Source organism: Rhizobium sp. BK529 (assembly GCF_014194105.1).
GTDB lineage: Bacteria > Pseudomonadota > Alphaproteobacteria > Rhizobiales > Rhizobiaceae > Rhizobium.
In genome coordinates, this window is the sequence record NZ_JACIAU010000003.1 from 1 (window position 1) to 16,456 (window position 16,456).

Sequence of the window (16,456 nt, forward strand, 5' to 3'; positions counted from 1 at the left end):
TCGACATCGGTGAAGGTCGTCGTCGGCACTGCGAAGGAGAAGGCGGAGCCTACGGTGGCATTCTGGGTCGTCGTCTGGACGGCGAGCACCGGTGCGTCGTTGGCACCGTGGATGGTGATGGTCAGGCTCGCGGTGGCAGTGGCCCCGGCGCTGTCGCGCATCGTGTAGCTGAAGACATCGCTCAGCGTGTTAGTGGACTGGCGCAACGCCTGGACGGTCGCATTATTCTCGTTGATCGCATAGCTATAGGCACCCGATGCATTGAGCACGAGGCTGCCATAGGTGCCGGCGAGCGCCGTGCCGAGCGTGCCGGCCGTCGCACCGAAATTGACCGCCGTCACCGTCTTGGTGTCGCCGGCATCCGGGTCGGTATCGTTGGTCAGCACATTGCCGCTCGCAACCACGCCGCCCGAACCATTGGCGACACCACCCTTCTCGGTCGCGTCCCCCGTATCGGCTACCGCCGTCGGCGTCGTGTTCGACGACGATGTCGGATTGAACATCACATCGACCCAATAATTCGTCTGCTGGAAAGTGGCCGAGGGGAACAGGCTGCTGGCGCCGTATCTGTATACGCCGTTGCCGCTCGCAGGTGCCGTCAGCGGGCCACTGGTCACATTGGAGGCGAAGTAGTTTGCGGTCGAGGAATAATGACCGGCATTGGTGTGATAAGATGCCGTGTAGGTCTGCCCCGGCGTCAATGTCACTGGACTGGAGAAAGTCGCGGTCTGCCAGCCGCTGGCGGTCTCGTTGGTGAAGGTGAGAGTGGCGAGCTGCGTACCCGTGCTCGACCAGAGCGTCCCTGTATGCGTACCCGTATCCTGGCTACCCTTGTAAAAACGAAGGCCGGTGACGGTTCCTGCGACAGAGGTCTGGAACTTGACGCCGAGCTCGACGGCAGACGTGTCGTCGGTATTGACGACCGCCGGCGTGGCCGCGCCGAACAGGGTAGCATAACTCGGCCCGCTAACGGTGACCGTACGTCCCGCCGAAGGGGTCTCAAGGTTGACGCTATCGTCCACCGCACGAGACAGGATCGTGTAGGTACCGGCTATCTGCGGCGACCAGCTATAGGTCCAATTCTCATCGCCTGTCGCTGGATGCCAGCTCGCACCATTGTCGGTCGAAACCTCGACGCTTGCGATGACCCCACCGCCCGTGTCGACGGCGGTGCCCGTGATCGTGACAGTGGATCCAACCGCCGCCGTGGAGGGTGATGTGATGACGGAGGTCGGTGCGGCATGGTCCGTGGAACCCGTTGCGGCCGTGAGCCCGGATTGCAACGTCCCAGGCTGAATGCCCATGTCGGCAAGCAAATTGACCATCGCCTGTTGCACGCGAGGATCGGACGGGGTGGCCTGATTGTCGTGATTATCGCTCAAGCCCCATGTCCAGTAGACAGTACCGGCGCCGAACACCAGCGCACCGCTGGGGGCACGATAGAGCGTCAGATTATGGGTGGCGTTCGCATTGCCGGTCGTGTTTCCGTAGTCGAGCAAGTAAGTGCTGACCGGGAGCGTCGTCGACGACAGCTTGACGAGGCCAGCAGGATCGAAGCCATTATCCGGCGCCTCATCCCACTCGTAACCAAGATAGTTCTTGGTGAGCGTCGCCGTCTGGCCTGGTTGAAGATTGGCAACGCTCGTATTGCGCCAGAAGCGCAGGTTGGCGTCGTCATAGCCAACGGTGATCGCGCCGAGGTTGCTGCCGACATCATCGACCTTGAATAATTGGCCGGTCAGCGAATTCTCGGGATTGCCGCCGCCAATGGCGGGTGGGCTGAAGCGTGGATCGCGGAAGGTGCCTGTCCATTGGTCGGAAGGATCAATGTCGCTGCCGGCCCATGTCTCCTTGTAGGTGATCAGGGTGCGATAGGGTGTGCCGTCGGCGCTGTAGGCATTGCCCCAGCGCGTGCGCCAATAGACCTCGTTGCCGCTCCAGAACATAAGGTTGACGCCGGCATCGCGCGCAGCTTCGACATTGGTCCTCTGCTGTCCCGACCAATATTCGTCATGCCCGGCATCAACATAGGTCTTGTGATTGAGCAGTAGGCTGCCATAGCGGTCGACATCGATGCCGGACATGTAGGAGACGTCATAACCGTTCTGTTCCAGCCAATAGATGCCAGCATATTCGGCGCCGAACAGATAGTCCTGCGGACCGGCATAGGTGCCGACCCCGCCGCGGGTTGCAATCGGCCTGTTGTAGCTGACCGCATAGGCGCGGCCAGCCCCTTGCCCCGTCGCTGGACCGTTGCCGCCGTACAAGTTTGCGCCACCCCAGCCGTTATAGGCCTGCCAGGTCTCGTCGGCGGTCTGGAACACGATGTCGCTATGGCTGGCGTCGTCGCGCACGATGAACGGGATTTGATTTTCGCCGAAAGTGCCATCCTGTCGAACGAGCTTAGCGATATAGACGCCGGAAACCGCGTCGGCAGGTACGGTCCAGGAAGCCGAAACCGCCCAGTTACCGGCGTCGACCGTGCCTGTCGTGGCATTTCGCAACGGATTGGGCTGAACCTGCAGTCCGGTGTGCTGCAGGGTGTCGACCTTGCGCGCACCCATACCGCCATAATAGCCAAGCCGGTAGATATCGATGCGATAATTGGTGGAATTCGTATTGATCTTGAAGTTGATCGTATTCCCGTTGTCGACGCTGATGTCAGTCGCAAAGCCCTCGATGTTGGAGCTGCCGGCACCATCGATGCCCCACTCACTCTCCGGGTTACCCTGCTTCTGGTTTTCCAGTACGATGGGGTTGACGGCCGTCGCCGCTGCCGTTGCCGTTGCCGTCAGGCTCTGTGTCCGCAATGACGGCTGCGAACTGCGCATTGTGGTGACCGAGCCGGAAAGGGTGCCGATGCCCATGCCCGTACCGGTCGCCTTCCCCGTTTCTCCACCGCCAGGCAACGAGCCGTTCCCCGTCGGGTTCGTCCATCCGGCGGTTCCGCGCCAGCCCACAAGCGGAGACAGGTCACGGCCGAGAAGCGGATCGCTGACCGAAGCCCCGAAGGCGGCCTTGAATGTTGTCACATGGTCCGGCCCGTCGGTCAGCCTGGTGCCGGGCAGTTGACCGTCCTGCTGCATCAAAGCGCTGCCATGGGCCCAATCGAGAAGACGTATGGGCGAGGTATAGTAGCCGCATCCGCAGATACCATAGGGCATGCCAGACGCCAGTGATCGAGCTCCAGCAGCTTGCTCAATCGCCTGCGCTGACGGACTCGACTCGAGAATGACGACATTGCCGGACGCAGTGCGTTCTCCTGCACCTGTGGCCAAACCTTCTGCTGATGAGGTCAAGCTCGGCTGCAGATATGGCGCCAGGGGATCGTCGCCTATCAGGTTCATTCCAGCATAGGCGCGATAAAGGGACGATACGGCCCCGAACGCAGTTCCGCTCGCACCGTGCTCGAAAGGCGCAAAGACCGGCCCATGAACGCCCGGCAGAGGCGTGGCAGAACCACCGCTTCGAGCTCCATGGGCCACTGCAAAAGCGTCGGGCAAGGCTACGTGATTGATATTGTCACGATCGTCCGTGTCGCCGATCACCTCCACTCTCTGTTCAAGGTCATGTCCATTGAGCGCAGAGTTGTTATGGGAACTGTCGACAGGGGTGCCATGCTTTTTTGCGTCCGCAGTCTGTACGGGTGTCGCAACCTGAGCACTGTCCTCTTGCTTATCGGCGGTCTTGCGCGACCTCGCCTCTCCACCGACGGCTAGCCACCGCGGGACCCACGAATCCATCAAAATTGGGCGCGAAGCCCACCGATAAGCATTGCGATACATGGTGTGACCTCTCGCGAAATTGTCAGGATCAAAATCAATGAGGATCGTTCGATACGAGGCGCTCCAAGTATAGCTAAAAAACAGGCGGGTATATCCTACCCATTTCGACCTACATGAGGTATCCCTTTAGGCAAAAGCTCTTTCTCATAGAGAAGTCGCTCGCTTTCCACGCAGCAACCGATCGCACGATCGTGCCCGGCGACGACCTCTAACCGACTTGAGCGGTCATGTCTGTTGCCTTCCAAAATCCGTGCACTGCCTCAAAATCGTGCGCCTGACCGCGTCCGGAGCCGTTCCAATCCGAAAGAACTAGCTTTTGACGCAATCTTCGCCCGTTTGGAGTATTGATGCATCGCTGTAACAATATAGGCTCTGCCCCGCCGCAACAGCACGCCGATATCGCAGGATATCGCCTGCAAGGGAGGGAGCCCCTTGTGCGGTCAAAATCTGGAAAAAGCGAGAACTGACATGAGACAATCCATGGAGAGGGTCATGGAGCGGCGGTTGAGTGCTATACTCGCCGCCGATGTGGTCGGTTACAGCCGGCTCATGGGCATGGACGAGACGGGCACGCTGCAGGCATTGAACCGCCATCGCCGCGAGCTGATCGATCTCAGCATATCCGATTACAAGGGCCGGATCGTCAAGCTGACGGGGGATGGCATCCTGGCGGAGTTTCAGAGCGTCGTGAATGCTGTCGCCTGCGCTGCCGAAATCCAGCGAAGTATGGCCGTGCGCAACGAGAATGTACCAAGGGAGGAGCGCGTCGAATTTCGCATCGGAATCAATCTCGGCGATGTCGTGGTCGAAAATGACGATATCTTCGGCGACGGCGTCAACCTTGCCGCACGTCTGGAAACCGTCGCCCCCGCTGGAGGCGTCGCCGTCTCGTCAATCGTGCGCGATCAGGTTGGTTCACGCCTCAATGTCGGTTTCGAGTTTTTAGGTGAACACGTGTTCAAAAATATCCACCAGCCGGTCCAGGTCTATATGGTTTCCTTCGAAAGACCGAGTTCGGCGCGCTTTGTCGCTCAAAACCGCAATACGTGCTTCATCGCGGTCCTACCCTTTACCAATATGAGCGGGGATGCCGATCAGGATTATTTCTCCGACGGCATCACGGAGGATATCATCACCGATCTTTCGAAGATCTCCAGCCTGCATGTGGTACCTCGCAACACGGTCTTCACCTACAAGGGCACCTCGGTGAAGGTGAAGCAGGTCGCCCAGGAACTCGGCGTGCGTTACGTGCTGGAGGGCAGTGTGCGCATCGCCGGCAAACGCGTACGCATCTCCGGTCAGCTCATCGATACGATGAACGGCGATCATCTCTGGGCCGAACGCTATGACCGCGACCTCACCGATATCTTCGCCATCCAGGATGAGATCACCAATGCGATCGTCGAGCAGCTGAAGGTGCGGCTTCTGCCGGAGGAGCGCAAGGCGATCGCCGCCGAACCGACGGCTAATGTCGAAGCCTACACCTATTATTTGCGTGGCCGGCAGCTTTCCCACAGCTGGACCAAGTCTTATCTGCAGCTTGCCCGGCGCATGTTCTACAAGGCCGTCGAGCTCGATCCGGACTACGGCCGCGCCTATGCAGGCATTGCCGACTGCGACGCGGCGATCCGAGACTGGGCACCAGCAGACGTGCCCTTGGAGCGTATCCTTCAAACGAGCGCGAGAGCCCTCGAACTCGACCCGGACCTTGCTGAGGCCCATGCCTCCAGGGGCCTAGCGCTTCATCAGAATGGAGAGGACGACGAGGCGACGGCATGTTTCGAACGCGCCCTGGCCCTAGATCCCAATCTCTACGAGGCGAATTTCCACTATGCCCGCATCTTCTTCATGCGTGGTGATTTTGCAGAAGCGGTGCATTACTTTGCGCGCGCGGCCGACATTCGTCCCGACGATTACGTATCGCCGATCCATCTGATGTCCGCGTACCACTCTCTCGGGCGGGTGCGAGACAAAGAAAACTGGGCGCGCATAGGCATTGCAAGAGCGGAGCGGGCGCTGAACCTCAACCCGGAAAATTCGGGCCCGGCCCATCGCGGCGCCCTTGCCCTTGCCCATCTCGGCGATGCGGTGCGCGCCTACGATTGGGCTGCACGGGCAATCGCTATCGATCCCGATGATATCGTCGCCCAATACAACCTCGCCTGCGTCCACTCGGTGCTGGGCGATGTGGAGCGGGCAATCTATATCCTGGAAGGTCTGTTGCCTCGCAGCTCCGTCTACCACATCAAGTGGTTCACGCATGATTCCGACCTGGACAATCTGCGTGGCCATCCGCGCTTCAGGACGCTCTTGACAGAGGCCATGAGAGAAAGAGAACGGATCACCGAATAAGGCTGGAGTGGGAGAGATTGCTGTCTGGGCGGCCAGCATTTCCCCATCTGAAGGGCCTACATTACGACCCGGCGCTATCGCAGGGTCACCCGCGCGCGCCAAGCCGGCGGGAAAAACCGGCTCGGCAGTTTATTTGACCGGACACAGCAAAAGTGCCGCACGAACCGAACCTGTGCTTTCGATTGATTGGCGACCGAAATATCGGCCAAATTGGCTCGTTACCGTCGTTGCCTACACCAAAGTCCAGTTTGATGCCTCCGCCACTCTGGTAATTCCCAGGTTGAGAAGCTTAGAGCGAAGCCTAGCTTCCCGTTGCGATCCACCCCTAGACAAAGCACAGGAGCCTTTCGATGAAATCCAAGGTAGCTGATGTCCTGACAGAAGTGCTGCATTCGGCGGGGGTCAAGCGAATATATGGCGTGGTCGGAGACAGCCTGAACGGGCTCACGGAGGCGCTTCGGAAAAGAGGCGATATCGAGTGGGTCCATACCCGCCACGAAGAGACGGCCGCCTTTGCGGCGGGAGCCGAGGCCCATCTCAGCGGCGAACTGGCCGTGTGCGCCGGAAGCTGCGGCCCGGGCAATCTCCATCTCATCAACGGCCTGTTCGACTGTCATCGTTCGCGGGTCCCGGTCCTTGCCATTGCCGCGCAGATACCTTCGGCCGAAATCGGCAGAGGCTACTTTCAGGAAACGCATCCCGACCAGCTTTTCCGGGAATGCAGCCATTACTGCGAGCTCGTCAGCCATCCGGAGCAATTGCCGGCTGTCATCGAAACGGCCATTCGCACAGCTATCGGAAAGCGCGGCGTTGCCGTCGTCGTCATTTCGGGCGACGTGGCATTGACCGATTTTGCTGCCAAGATTTCGAACCCAGCCGCGCTCACCCTGTCCCAGCCCAACATCGTGCCGGTGAACGATCAGATCGATCGATTGGCCGCGCTACTCAACAACAGTTCGAAAGTCACTCTGCTTTGCGGCCGTGGCTGCGAAGGAGCGCATGACGAGCTAATAGCATTTGCGGATCGGCTGAAGGCGCCTATCGTCCATGCGCTCGGCGGCAAGGAACATGTCGAGTGGGACAATCCCTTCGATGTCGGCATGACCGGTCTGATCGGCTTCTCTTCCGGTTACAAGGCCATGCTTGAGTGCGACACGCTTGTCATGCTCGGCACCGACTTCCCATATCGGCAGTTCTACCCGACCGATGCCGAGATCGTGCAGGTGGATACTCGGCCGGAAAATCTCGGCCGCAGGGTGCCTTTGGATCTGGCGATCGTTGGTGATGTCAAATCGACATTGACCGCGACGCTGCCGAAGCTCACGGAGCGAACGGACAGGGATCACCTGGACGAGTGCCTTGCCGCCTACAGGAAGGCACGGGAAGGCCTCGATGACCTCGCCACCGGCCGAGAGGGCGGCAAGATTCATCCGCAATATGTGGCACGCCTTCTGAGTGAACATGCATCTGACGATGCCGTTTTCACCTTCGATGTCGGCACCCCCACGATCTGGGCCGCACGTTATCTGAAAATGAACGGAAAGCGTCGTCTGATCGGATCCCTGGTTCACGGATCGATGGCCAACGCCCTTCCTCAGGCGATCGGGGCACAGGCAACATACAAGGGGCGCCAGATCATCAGCATGTCCGGCGACGGCGGCTTTGCCATGTTGATGGGCGACTTTCTGACGCTCGTTCAACAGAATCTGCCGGTGAAGGTCGTCGTCTTCAACAATTCCGTTCTCGGATTCGTAGCGATGGAAATGAAGGCTTCGGGGCTCCTTGAGACCGGCACCGAACTCAAGAATCCGGATTTTGCGGCGGTTGCCCGCGCAGCCGGAGTCCATGGGCTTCGCGTGGAGAATCCCGCCGAACTCGATAGCGCCATCAGGGAAATCCTGGCGCACCCCGGCCCGGCACTGCTCGACGTCGTTACAAATACCCAGGAATTGTCGATGCCGCCCAGGATCGAAGCGGCGCAGGTGAAGGGTTTCGGTCTCTGGGCCATTCGAGCGGTGATGAACGGCCGGGGAGACGAACTCGTGGACCTGACTGTCTCGAATTTTCTGTCTCGATGAGGTCAGACGCTGCCCGTCGGTGCCAATACTGACCGAAGCCCCAATCAGTTCAGGTAAGCATCGCGCCAATCACTGCCGGAACCGATCGTCGTGCCAGCCGCGTCGAACAAGTGGACGAAAGGTTCGCGTATGGCGATCGGAATCCGCTCACCGGAGACCGCCCGGCTGATGCCACGCAGAGCGACGGTGAAACCATTCCCGGCCGCCGTCTCGGCATGGATGATTGATTCCGAGCCGAGGATTTCGGTATCACCGACGGTAATTTGCAGGCCGCCTTCGCCGATCTCGCAGTGTTCGGGCCTGATGCCGAATGTAATCGGGGCGCCATCGGCCAGATCAACCTGGCGACCGGGCAAGGGAACATGGGTGCCATCCTCCAGTGTGACGCCCAACAGGTCACCGGTGCGGCAGACCTGACCCGTCAGAAGGTTCATGGGCGGTGCGCCCAGAAAGCGAGCAACGAAGAGGTTTGACGGGCGCGCATAAAGCTCGATCGGTGGGCCGACCTGTTCGATGCGGCCTTCGTTGAGCACGACGATCTGATCGGCCATGGTCATCGCTTCGACCTGATCATGCGTGACGTACACCATTGTCGACTTCAGCCGCCGATGCAGGCTGATCAGCTCGCCACGCATTTTCACACGCAGCTCGGCATCGAGATTGGACAGAGGCTCATCGAAGAGAAAAGCCTTCGGTTCCTTGACGATGGCGCGGCCGATCGCAACACGCTGGCTCTGGCCGCCGGAAAGCTGGCTCGGGCGACGCGCCATCAGATGCTCGATCTGCAGGATGTTCGCAGCCTTGGCGACGCGGGCGGCAATCTCCGGCTTGGCGAGCTTTTGGTTCTCCAGGCCGAACTTGAGGTTCTGCTCGACACTCATATGCGGATAAAGCGCATAGGACTGGAAGACCATCGCCATGCCGCGTGCGGACGGCAAAAGATGATCGCAACGCTGCCCGTCAATGCGGATTTCGCCTGACGTGACTTCCTCCAGTCCCGCCATCATGCGCAGCAGGGTCGACTTGCCGCAACCGGAGGGTCCGACAAAGACAGTGAACGAACCGTCGGCGATCGTCAGATCTATACCATGGATGACTTCGAGACTTTGAAATGCCTTGCGGACATCCTTGAGTTCAATGCCGGCCATTACGCCACCGTCCCGAGTTCAATCGACTGCCCTGCTCCGATGGGCGTCTTTCCGGCAAGCCGATGCTTCAACCCGTCCACCGATATTTCGGCGGCGTTGAGGCTGCCGCCGAGCACTGCAAGACTGACGCCATCGCCCTTGCGGGTCAATGTGCCGAATGCGCTGCCGGCCGACCAGAACAGCTTGTAGTCGCCTTCCACTTTCGGTGCGAAGGCAAGCCTGCCAGAGACGAAATCGGCGCTGAGACCGGAGAAGGCGTTGACCAGCTGCCAGGCCGACATAGAGCGTGCATAGTAGGAGCCGCATTCGATATCGTTCCAAGGGTTGCGGCGCGAACCGTCGTGACGATTGCGGGCAGCGCGGACGATATCCATGCCCTCTTCGATCAGGCCATGCATAATGAGGTGTGAGGCGGCCATATATTCGATGCCGGTCCAGACCTCCTCCGCATAGGGGGCAGCCACCATCGGCTGGCGGATGCCTTCGGGATAGGTTGCGATCAACAGTCCCGCCTCATTTTCATAGGCGTAGTTGCGGCAGGGATTGAAGTGGTCCTCCAGCGTCGGGCGAAAATTGTTCTTGTGCACCGATTTCAGTGCGGTCCTCACCTTGTCCGCGTCGAGGAAATCGCCGATGCCGGCAACCTCGGCATGCCACTGGCCGAGGATTTGGTCGGCGATGCAACCCTCGCCCATCTGATATTTGAGCTCCTGGAACTCCTCCGACCAATAGGTTTCCATGAAGCCATCGGCAAGCACGCCGGCGGCGCGGCCGACATCGAAGGGGGTGAGCACCCCCTTGTCCGATAGGTCGATCTTCTGAATGAACCAGCGGCCATTGAAGAGCTCGGAATTGATATAGGCTGCGCCCGCTTTTCCCATCCGCGCTGTCTTTTCCGACAGTTCACCGTCGCCGAGGACGGCCGCCATTTCGGATATGCCAAGGAGAGCCGCCACATACATGGAGGCGAGCCAGGAGTTCGGGCCGAACAGCTCCATGTCGAGCGTCTGGTGCTGGCGGCCGGATAGGATGCCGCTTTGATCGGGATCCCAGCGATCGGGATTTTCCGGCGACCAGGCATATTCGATGGCCCGTTTGACGTTCGGCCAGTAGCGCCGCAGCCAGTCCGTATCGCCGCAGAGCTTCCAGTCGCGATAAGTTTTGATGATCGCACCGAAATGGCCGTCGGCGCAGGGGCCGATAATATCGAAACCGGAACCGAGCGGCAGTTTCTGGCGGAAGGTCAGCCCGCCCGTCGGCAGCTGATTGTAGGTGAACTCGGTCTCGCGCAGCGTCCGCTCGATTGCGGGAAAGAGGTGCGAGATCGCCTGCTGATAGTTCCAGACATGGGTGCAGCTGCCTTCGCAGGAGCCATCCTGAGTATGCTGGCCTTCCCAGGCCCAAAGCTCGCCATTCTCCAGGCGGATGCAGGTGGCCGTGCGCAGTAGCGCCAGCGTCGCGCTCGCTGCATCCTTGACTTCCGCCGGAAGCGTCGTGTCGAACAACCCGTCGCGGAAAGCGGCAGTTTGCGAGCTCAATGTATCCCAGCGCGTCAGGGCTTCGGTTGCGCTTGCCGTCGAGTCCGCCCATTGCGTCGCATAATAGTTCGTCCAGCTGGGCGTCGACCGATCGGGAATGGTGCCATCCGGTTTGTCGCGATAGGCCCAGTAGACATCTCCCTGCGGGAAGTTCCATGTGATGACGAAGCGCACCTTCTTGCGCGCCCCAGGCGCGACCACAAAGCGGGCCGCGAGTGTGCCATGTTCCGGCTGCAGGCTCATGTGCCGGGAAGTGCGCGGCTCGTCATAGTGCCGCTTCGGCAGACGGCCAGGTCGCGCGAACTCCTTCCAGTAGACGGCGAGATCGTCGAACCACTGGCCGCGATAATGATGATCGGTATGGTCGACATCATCGGCGTCTGTCGCGATCGTCAGGTCGCCCCGTTGCGTCGCAGGCAAGGTCGTATCGGACGAGGTCAGATGCAGGCTGCTGATCTTGCCTTCCTGCCTGAATGTGTGGATGCCGCTGTTCGAGCCATAATTGCCGAGTGTACCGGCAAGCGTATAGGTCAACTGATCCGGCGTATCGTTGACAACATCGAATTCGAACATCGCAACCGGCATCGAGGAATCCCGATCATTATGCGGAATGAAGGGACTTAGCGCCGAAAGCCTGACGCCGCCGGGAAAGCGCTCATCCTTGAAGACGAGATCGGCGGTCGGGAAGCGCCCGTAGAAATCGACCTCACGGAAATGCGGCACGCCGACCAGCGTCTGCCGGTTGGCGCCATGGCCAAAGCCATCGAACATCTTGCGCAAGCCCGGCGCGCCGGAGGGATTGAGATCATAGGGTCCGTTCAGGACGCGGGCATCGACGAGCTTCCCGTCCCTCTCGGCCTTGATGGCGAAATGCGAGTAGCCGTTATAGCCCTGAAGTGCTGGCCGATTGCGGATCGACCAATCGATCAGCCGGCCGCTACCCGAGATCGACAGGCCGCCCGATCCGATGCCGCCGAGCGGAAAGGCGATATAGCGCGTGCGCTCGCCCGTATAGGCAAAGCGGGCTTCGATGGAGGCGAGATCATCCCACATGAAAATACAATGTCCCTGATGTTAGTTTTTGATGCCGCTCATCGTGATGCCTTCGATCACGAATTTCTGGGCAAGGAGAAAAAGAAGAACGACCGGCAGGATCGACATGCTCATCGCTGCCATGACGACCGAGAGATTGCCCGACGCCATGTAGCCGCGCAGCACATCCATCGCGACCGGCAGCGTCAGCGATTCATTCGAGCTCAAGAGGACCTTTGCCTGGAAATAGTAGTTCCAGGTCTGGGTGAAGGTGATAATGCCGAGCGCCGATAGGGCCGGGCGAAGCTGCGGCAGCGAGATCCGCCAGAAGATCTTGAAATAGCCGGCGCCATCCATCAGCGCCGCCTCCTCCAGCGCCTTCGGCTGGCTCAGCATGAATTGACGCACCAGGAAGATGCCGAAACTGGAGGTAAGGTACATGAGCGCCAACCCGATCGGCCTGTCGAGCAGACCAAGGCGTGCGTAACCCAGATAGATCGGCAGGATCGTCACCTGTGCAGGAAACATCAGGCCGATGAGCAGGATGAAGAACAGGGTGTCACGACCGCGGAAATTCAGCCTGGCAAAGGCGAAGGCGGCAAGTGTGCAGGTCACCATCTGGCCGATGGTGACGATGACGGCGATCATCACGGAATTGAAGTAGATTTCCAGGAACGGCACGCGCGACGCCAGGACCTGCCGGTAGTTGGCGAGATTAAAATTCGGCGGCAGGAAGCTCGGCGGCAGCTTGTAGGCGTCCGAAACGGGACGGAAGGACATCGAAAACAGCCAGAGGAATGGCAGCAACATGCCGATCGCCATCACCACCATGGTGGCGATGATCGCCCAGTCGATCCAACGCTGGGCGGCGCGCGTCTGGATAAGCTCGTTCATTGCTGCACCCATTTGCGCGAGACGATCTGCTGAATGGCGGTGATGATGAGGATGATCACGGTCATGACGACGGAGATCGAGGCGGCATAACCGATCTGGAAACTTCCGAAGCCTTCCTCGACAATCTGGATCGACAGCGAGCGCGTGGCGTCACCTGGCCCGCCCTGCGTCAGGATGACGATCGATTCGAAGACCTGCAGCGCGCCGATCGAGGCATAGACGATGCAGAAGAAAACGACCGGCGAGATATAGGGCAGCGTGATGCGGAAGAACTGACGCCAGGCAGGTGTCCCGTCCATGACCGCCGCTTCCAGAATGTTCTTCGGCACGCCCTGGAGGGCCGCGATGAAGATGATCATGAAGAAGCCGGTATTCTTCCAGACGTCCATGATGATGATCGAAGTCATCGCCTGGCCGGCGTTCGTCAGCCAGCGGACCCCGGGAAGGCCGATCAGGCGGAGGTAATAGTTGATGACGCCGAGATCATCGCCGTAGAAGTAGGTCCAGACGATCGAGACGAAGGCGGCAGCGATAATGACCGGCAGGAAGAATGCCAGCCGGAAGAAATAGAGCAGCCAGCCCGGCATGGCGCGGTTCAGCGCCAGCGCCAGCAAAAGCCCGATCGAGACATTGAAGGTGACGGCAAAGAGCGCGAAGCGCAGCGTGTTCCAAAGGATCTGCAGCGAACGCTGATCGGTGAAGAAGCGGACGAAGTTGTCGAAACCGACCCATTGCGACCCGAGCATGGGATCGTAATAGGCAAAGGCAAGGATTGTCGTGACGATCACCGGCGCAATCACGAAAGTCAGATACAGTATGCCTGCCGGCAGGACGAAGAGATAGCCGGTCGCCGCCTGTGCGCGACGAAGCTGCGATGTCTGGCGTCTTTCAATGGTTGCGGTCATGGCACCTGTCTCGGATGGCGGGCATGGTTTGTCATCCGCCGCGTCCGGAGCGGCAGACGCCTTCAAGGCAATCTGCCGCCCGGCCGCGACGGCGGGAGGAAGATCGTGAGAGCCCTTGGTCGATCAGCCGCCCATGCGCTTCTTCAGCCTTTCGAAGGAGGCGTTGAGTTCGGCATCGGCCTGCTTGACGCCGTCGGCGATCTTGACCTCTCCGGCCATCATCGCCGTGTGATAGCGGATGAAGATCTTCTCGACCTCCTGGAAATTGGCAGGCGAAGGCACCGCCTTGGTATTCGGCAGCGTCTGGTAGTAGAGCGCTGCACTCGGCGGGAAACTCAGGAATCCGGGTGTCTCGGCTGCCGACTTGCGACCGGGAACACCGCCACCTTTTTCGCCCTCTTCCTTCTGCGTCTCCTCGCTCGTCAGTTCGAGGATCAGTGCCTTGGCAAGATCGGGTTGCTTGCTGGTCTTGGCGACAGCGTAGCCGCCAAAGCCAATCACCGTCGTGTCCGTCACCTTGCTCGGCGGAATGGCGACGTCCATGTTCAGCTTGTTGTTCTTGGCACTCTGAATGATCCAGTGGCCGCGGCTGATCATGGCCACCTGGCCGGCCATGAACTGATTGTCCATCGTATCCTTGCCGGGGATCGGCGAGACGCCGTCGACATGAATGAGGTCGTAGAGGAACTGCAGGCTCTCGGCGACCTTTGGATCGAGCATGTTCGATGCCGTCCACTCGTCATTGATGACGCCGGTCCCGTTCGAAAAGAACCAGGGCTGAATGAAGAAATTCTGGTTTGGCACTTCATAACCGAACTGGGTCACGTTGCCGGACGCATCTTTGACCGTCAGCTTCTTGGCGACGTCGCGGAACTCGTCCCATGTCCACTTGCCATCCTTTGGATAGGCGATGCCGGCTTTGTCGAACAAATCCCGGTTATAGTTGATCATGATGTTGTTCCAGCCGATCGGGATATAGTTGATATCCCCCTTGTAGCTCGACTGCTTGAAGAGGCTCGGCGCGAAGTCGGAAAAGCCCGGATTGGCGGCAACGAAATCGTTGAGCGGCAGAAAGAGGCCGCGCGACGAGAAGCTCTGGAAGGTCTCGATAGCCGTGCCGTAGACATCGGCTTGCTGGCCGGAATTGAATTGGCTGAAGACCTTGGTGACGTAGTCGCCCCAGCCGGTCGAAATCGGATCGACGGAGAGTTCAACCTTGACGTTGGGGTACTTCTTGTTGAAGCGCGCAATGGCGTTGGTCATGGCGGACAACTCGGCGTCGCCGCCGAAGCCCTGCATCTTCAGTGTCGCCGTTGCATCCGATTGCGCGAAGGCGCGCCCGACACCTGCGCCGGCGACAAGAGCAGCAGACGAAATCAGCAGCGAACGCCGCGAGAACTCATGCATGTAATCCTCCCTTTGCGCCTCCTTCCGGCGCGTTCCCATCTGTCCCGGCCTCCACCGGTCGAAACGTTTCGTATTCTTTTACTGAGATTTCGCGGACCCAGATCCCTCCCGGCTCCGCGAGCTGCCATTTGCTTAGTCGAAACGTTTCGTATAAGAGCATCAGAACGGCCCCATGGCAAGAGGTCCGAGAAAAAGCTCTGGAGGATGGGATGGCCACCATCAAGGATGTGGCGAAACGGGCTGGGGTCGCCATATCGACGGCATCGGCCGCGCTCAATCGTTCAGCCCCAGTCAGCGACGAGGTGATCGCCAAGGTCGAGGCCGCCGTCCGCGACATCGGCTACATCCCGCATGCTGGCGCGCGCAGCCTGCGTATGGGCCAGTCGCGGCTGATCGGCCTGATCCTGCCGGATATTACCAATCCGCATTTTGCCAAGGTCGCCAAGGTCGTCGAGTCCGCCTGCCTCAATGCCGGCTATATGGCGGCGGTCTATTCGACAAGCGAGGATCATGACCGCGAGCAGCAGATCCTGACCATGATGCGCATGCAGCGCGTCGAAGGTCTCATCATCATTCCGACGCGCTCGGATGCCGAGCATGGCGCCCGGATGATCGACAAGATCCATGTGCCCACAATCCTGCTCGACAGCTTCATTGAGGGCTTGCCCTATGACGTGATCAAGCTCGACAATATCGCGGCCGGCCGCATGGCCACTGAGCACCTTATCAGCCTTGGCCACAGACGGATCGCCGTCACCATCGGACGCAACAATATCGTCACCGGTGAAGATCGTCTTGCCGGCTATATGCAGGCGCATGCCATCCATGGCCTGCCGGTCGATCCGAGCCTGCTTCTTGAGGGGCGTTTCGACCAGGCGCTGGCGCATGACAGCACGATGAGGCGCATGCGTGAGCCGGAGCCGCCGACAGCGATTTTTGCGCTGTCGAACATGATGACGCTCGGCGTCCTGAACGCTCTGCGCGAAATGGCTTTCAAGGTGCCGGACGACGTCTCCGTCATCGGCATAGATGATTTCGATTTCGCAAATATCATGAACCCGCCGCCGACCGTCGTCGCCGCCCCGGTGCTTGAAATGGCCCAAAAGGCGATCTCCTCTCTGCTCAACGAGATCGCCACAAGAACGCCGCCAAGCGCTGCGCGCACGGTCTTTCCCCCTAGGCTGATCCTGCGCGAATCCTGTGCTGCGCCGGCGGACGAGCGAACCGAGGCATGACATTGTGGGGCCGCAGCAGATTTCGGTGCCCGCGACCGTTAACGCAGCGTTGAATGTCGTTGCGCCCGCTTCATAAAAGCAT

At 59.8% G+C, this 16,456-nt stretch carries 9 protein-coding genes; 3 read left to right on the forward strand and 6 right to left on the reverse strand.

Annotated elements, in window-relative coordinates; all coding sequences use genetic code 11:
* A partial coding sequence (locus FHX08_RS19995) for a N,N-dimethylformamidase beta subunit family domain-containing protein (protein ID WP_184327604.1) occupies positions 1–3,785 on the reverse strand: 3,785 nt, incomplete at its 3' end.
* A gap of 492 nt (positions 3,786–4,277) precedes the next feature.
* Here FHX08_RS19995 and FHX08_RS20000 point away from each other — a divergent pair.
* Entirely contained in the window at positions 4,278–6,137 is a 1,860-nt protein-coding gene (locus tag FHX08_RS20000; RefSeq protein ID WP_132658647.1) for an adenylate/guanylate cyclase domain-containing protein, read from the forward strand.
* Between the two features lie 350 nt (positions 6,138–6,487).
* Positions 6,488–8,215 (forward strand): ubiquinone-dependent pyruvate dehydrogenase, encoded by a 1,728-nt coding sequence (poxB, locus tag FHX08_RS20005; protein ID WP_132658643.1) that lies wholly within the window; start codon positions 6,488–6,490, stop codon positions 8,213–8,215.
* Between the two features lie 44 nt (positions 8,216–8,259).
* On the opposite strand, the gene FHX08_RS20010 is transcribed toward poxB, so the two are convergent.
* The 5 genes from FHX08_RS20010 to FHX08_RS20030 all read right to left on the reverse strand — a co-directional run bounded on the left by FHX08_RS20010 (position 8,260) and on the right by FHX08_RS20030 (position 15,139).
* On the reverse strand, positions 8,260–9,363 hold the full coding sequence (locus FHX08_RS20010; protein ID WP_132658642.1) for an ABC transporter ATP-binding protein: 1,104 nt from the start codon (positions 9,361–9,363) through the stop codon (positions 8,260–8,262).
* Positions 9,363–11,954, reverse strand: a complete 2,592-nt coding sequence (locus FHX08_RS20015) for a GH116 family glycosyl-hydrolase (RefSeq protein ID WP_132658641.1) — start codon at positions 11,952–11,954, stop codon at positions 9,363–9,365. Before FHX08_RS20015 ends, FHX08_RS20010 begins: the two co-directional genes overlap by 1 nt.
* A 21-nt stretch (positions 11,955–11,975) precedes the next feature.
* Entirely contained in the window at positions 11,976–12,827 is an 852-nt protein-coding gene (locus tag FHX08_RS20020; protein ID WP_132658640.1) for a carbohydrate ABC transporter permease, read from the reverse strand.
* Positions 12,824–13,732 (reverse strand): carbohydrate ABC transporter permease, encoded by a 909-nt coding sequence (locus FHX08_RS20025; RefSeq protein ID WP_132658639.1) that lies wholly within the window; start codon positions 13,730–13,732, stop codon positions 12,824–12,826. The genes FHX08_RS20020 and FHX08_RS20025 overlap by 4 nt, the downstream gene beginning before the upstream one ends.
* A gap of 123 nt (positions 13,733–13,855) precedes the next feature.
* On the reverse strand, positions 13,856–15,139 hold the full coding sequence (locus tag FHX08_RS20030) for an ABC transporter substrate-binding protein (protein WP_132658638.1): 1,284 nt from the start codon (positions 15,137–15,139) through the stop codon (positions 13,856–13,858).
* 209 nt (positions 15,140–15,348) lie between these two features.
* On the opposite strand from FHX08_RS20030, the gene FHX08_RS20035 reads away from it, so the two are divergent.
* Complete coding sequence (locus FHX08_RS20035) at positions 15,349–16,374, forward strand: LacI family DNA-binding transcriptional regulator (protein WP_132658637.1); 1,026 nt, start codon at positions 15,349–15,351, stop codon at positions 16,372–16,374.
* Positions 16,375–16,456: the final 82 nt, after the last annotated feature.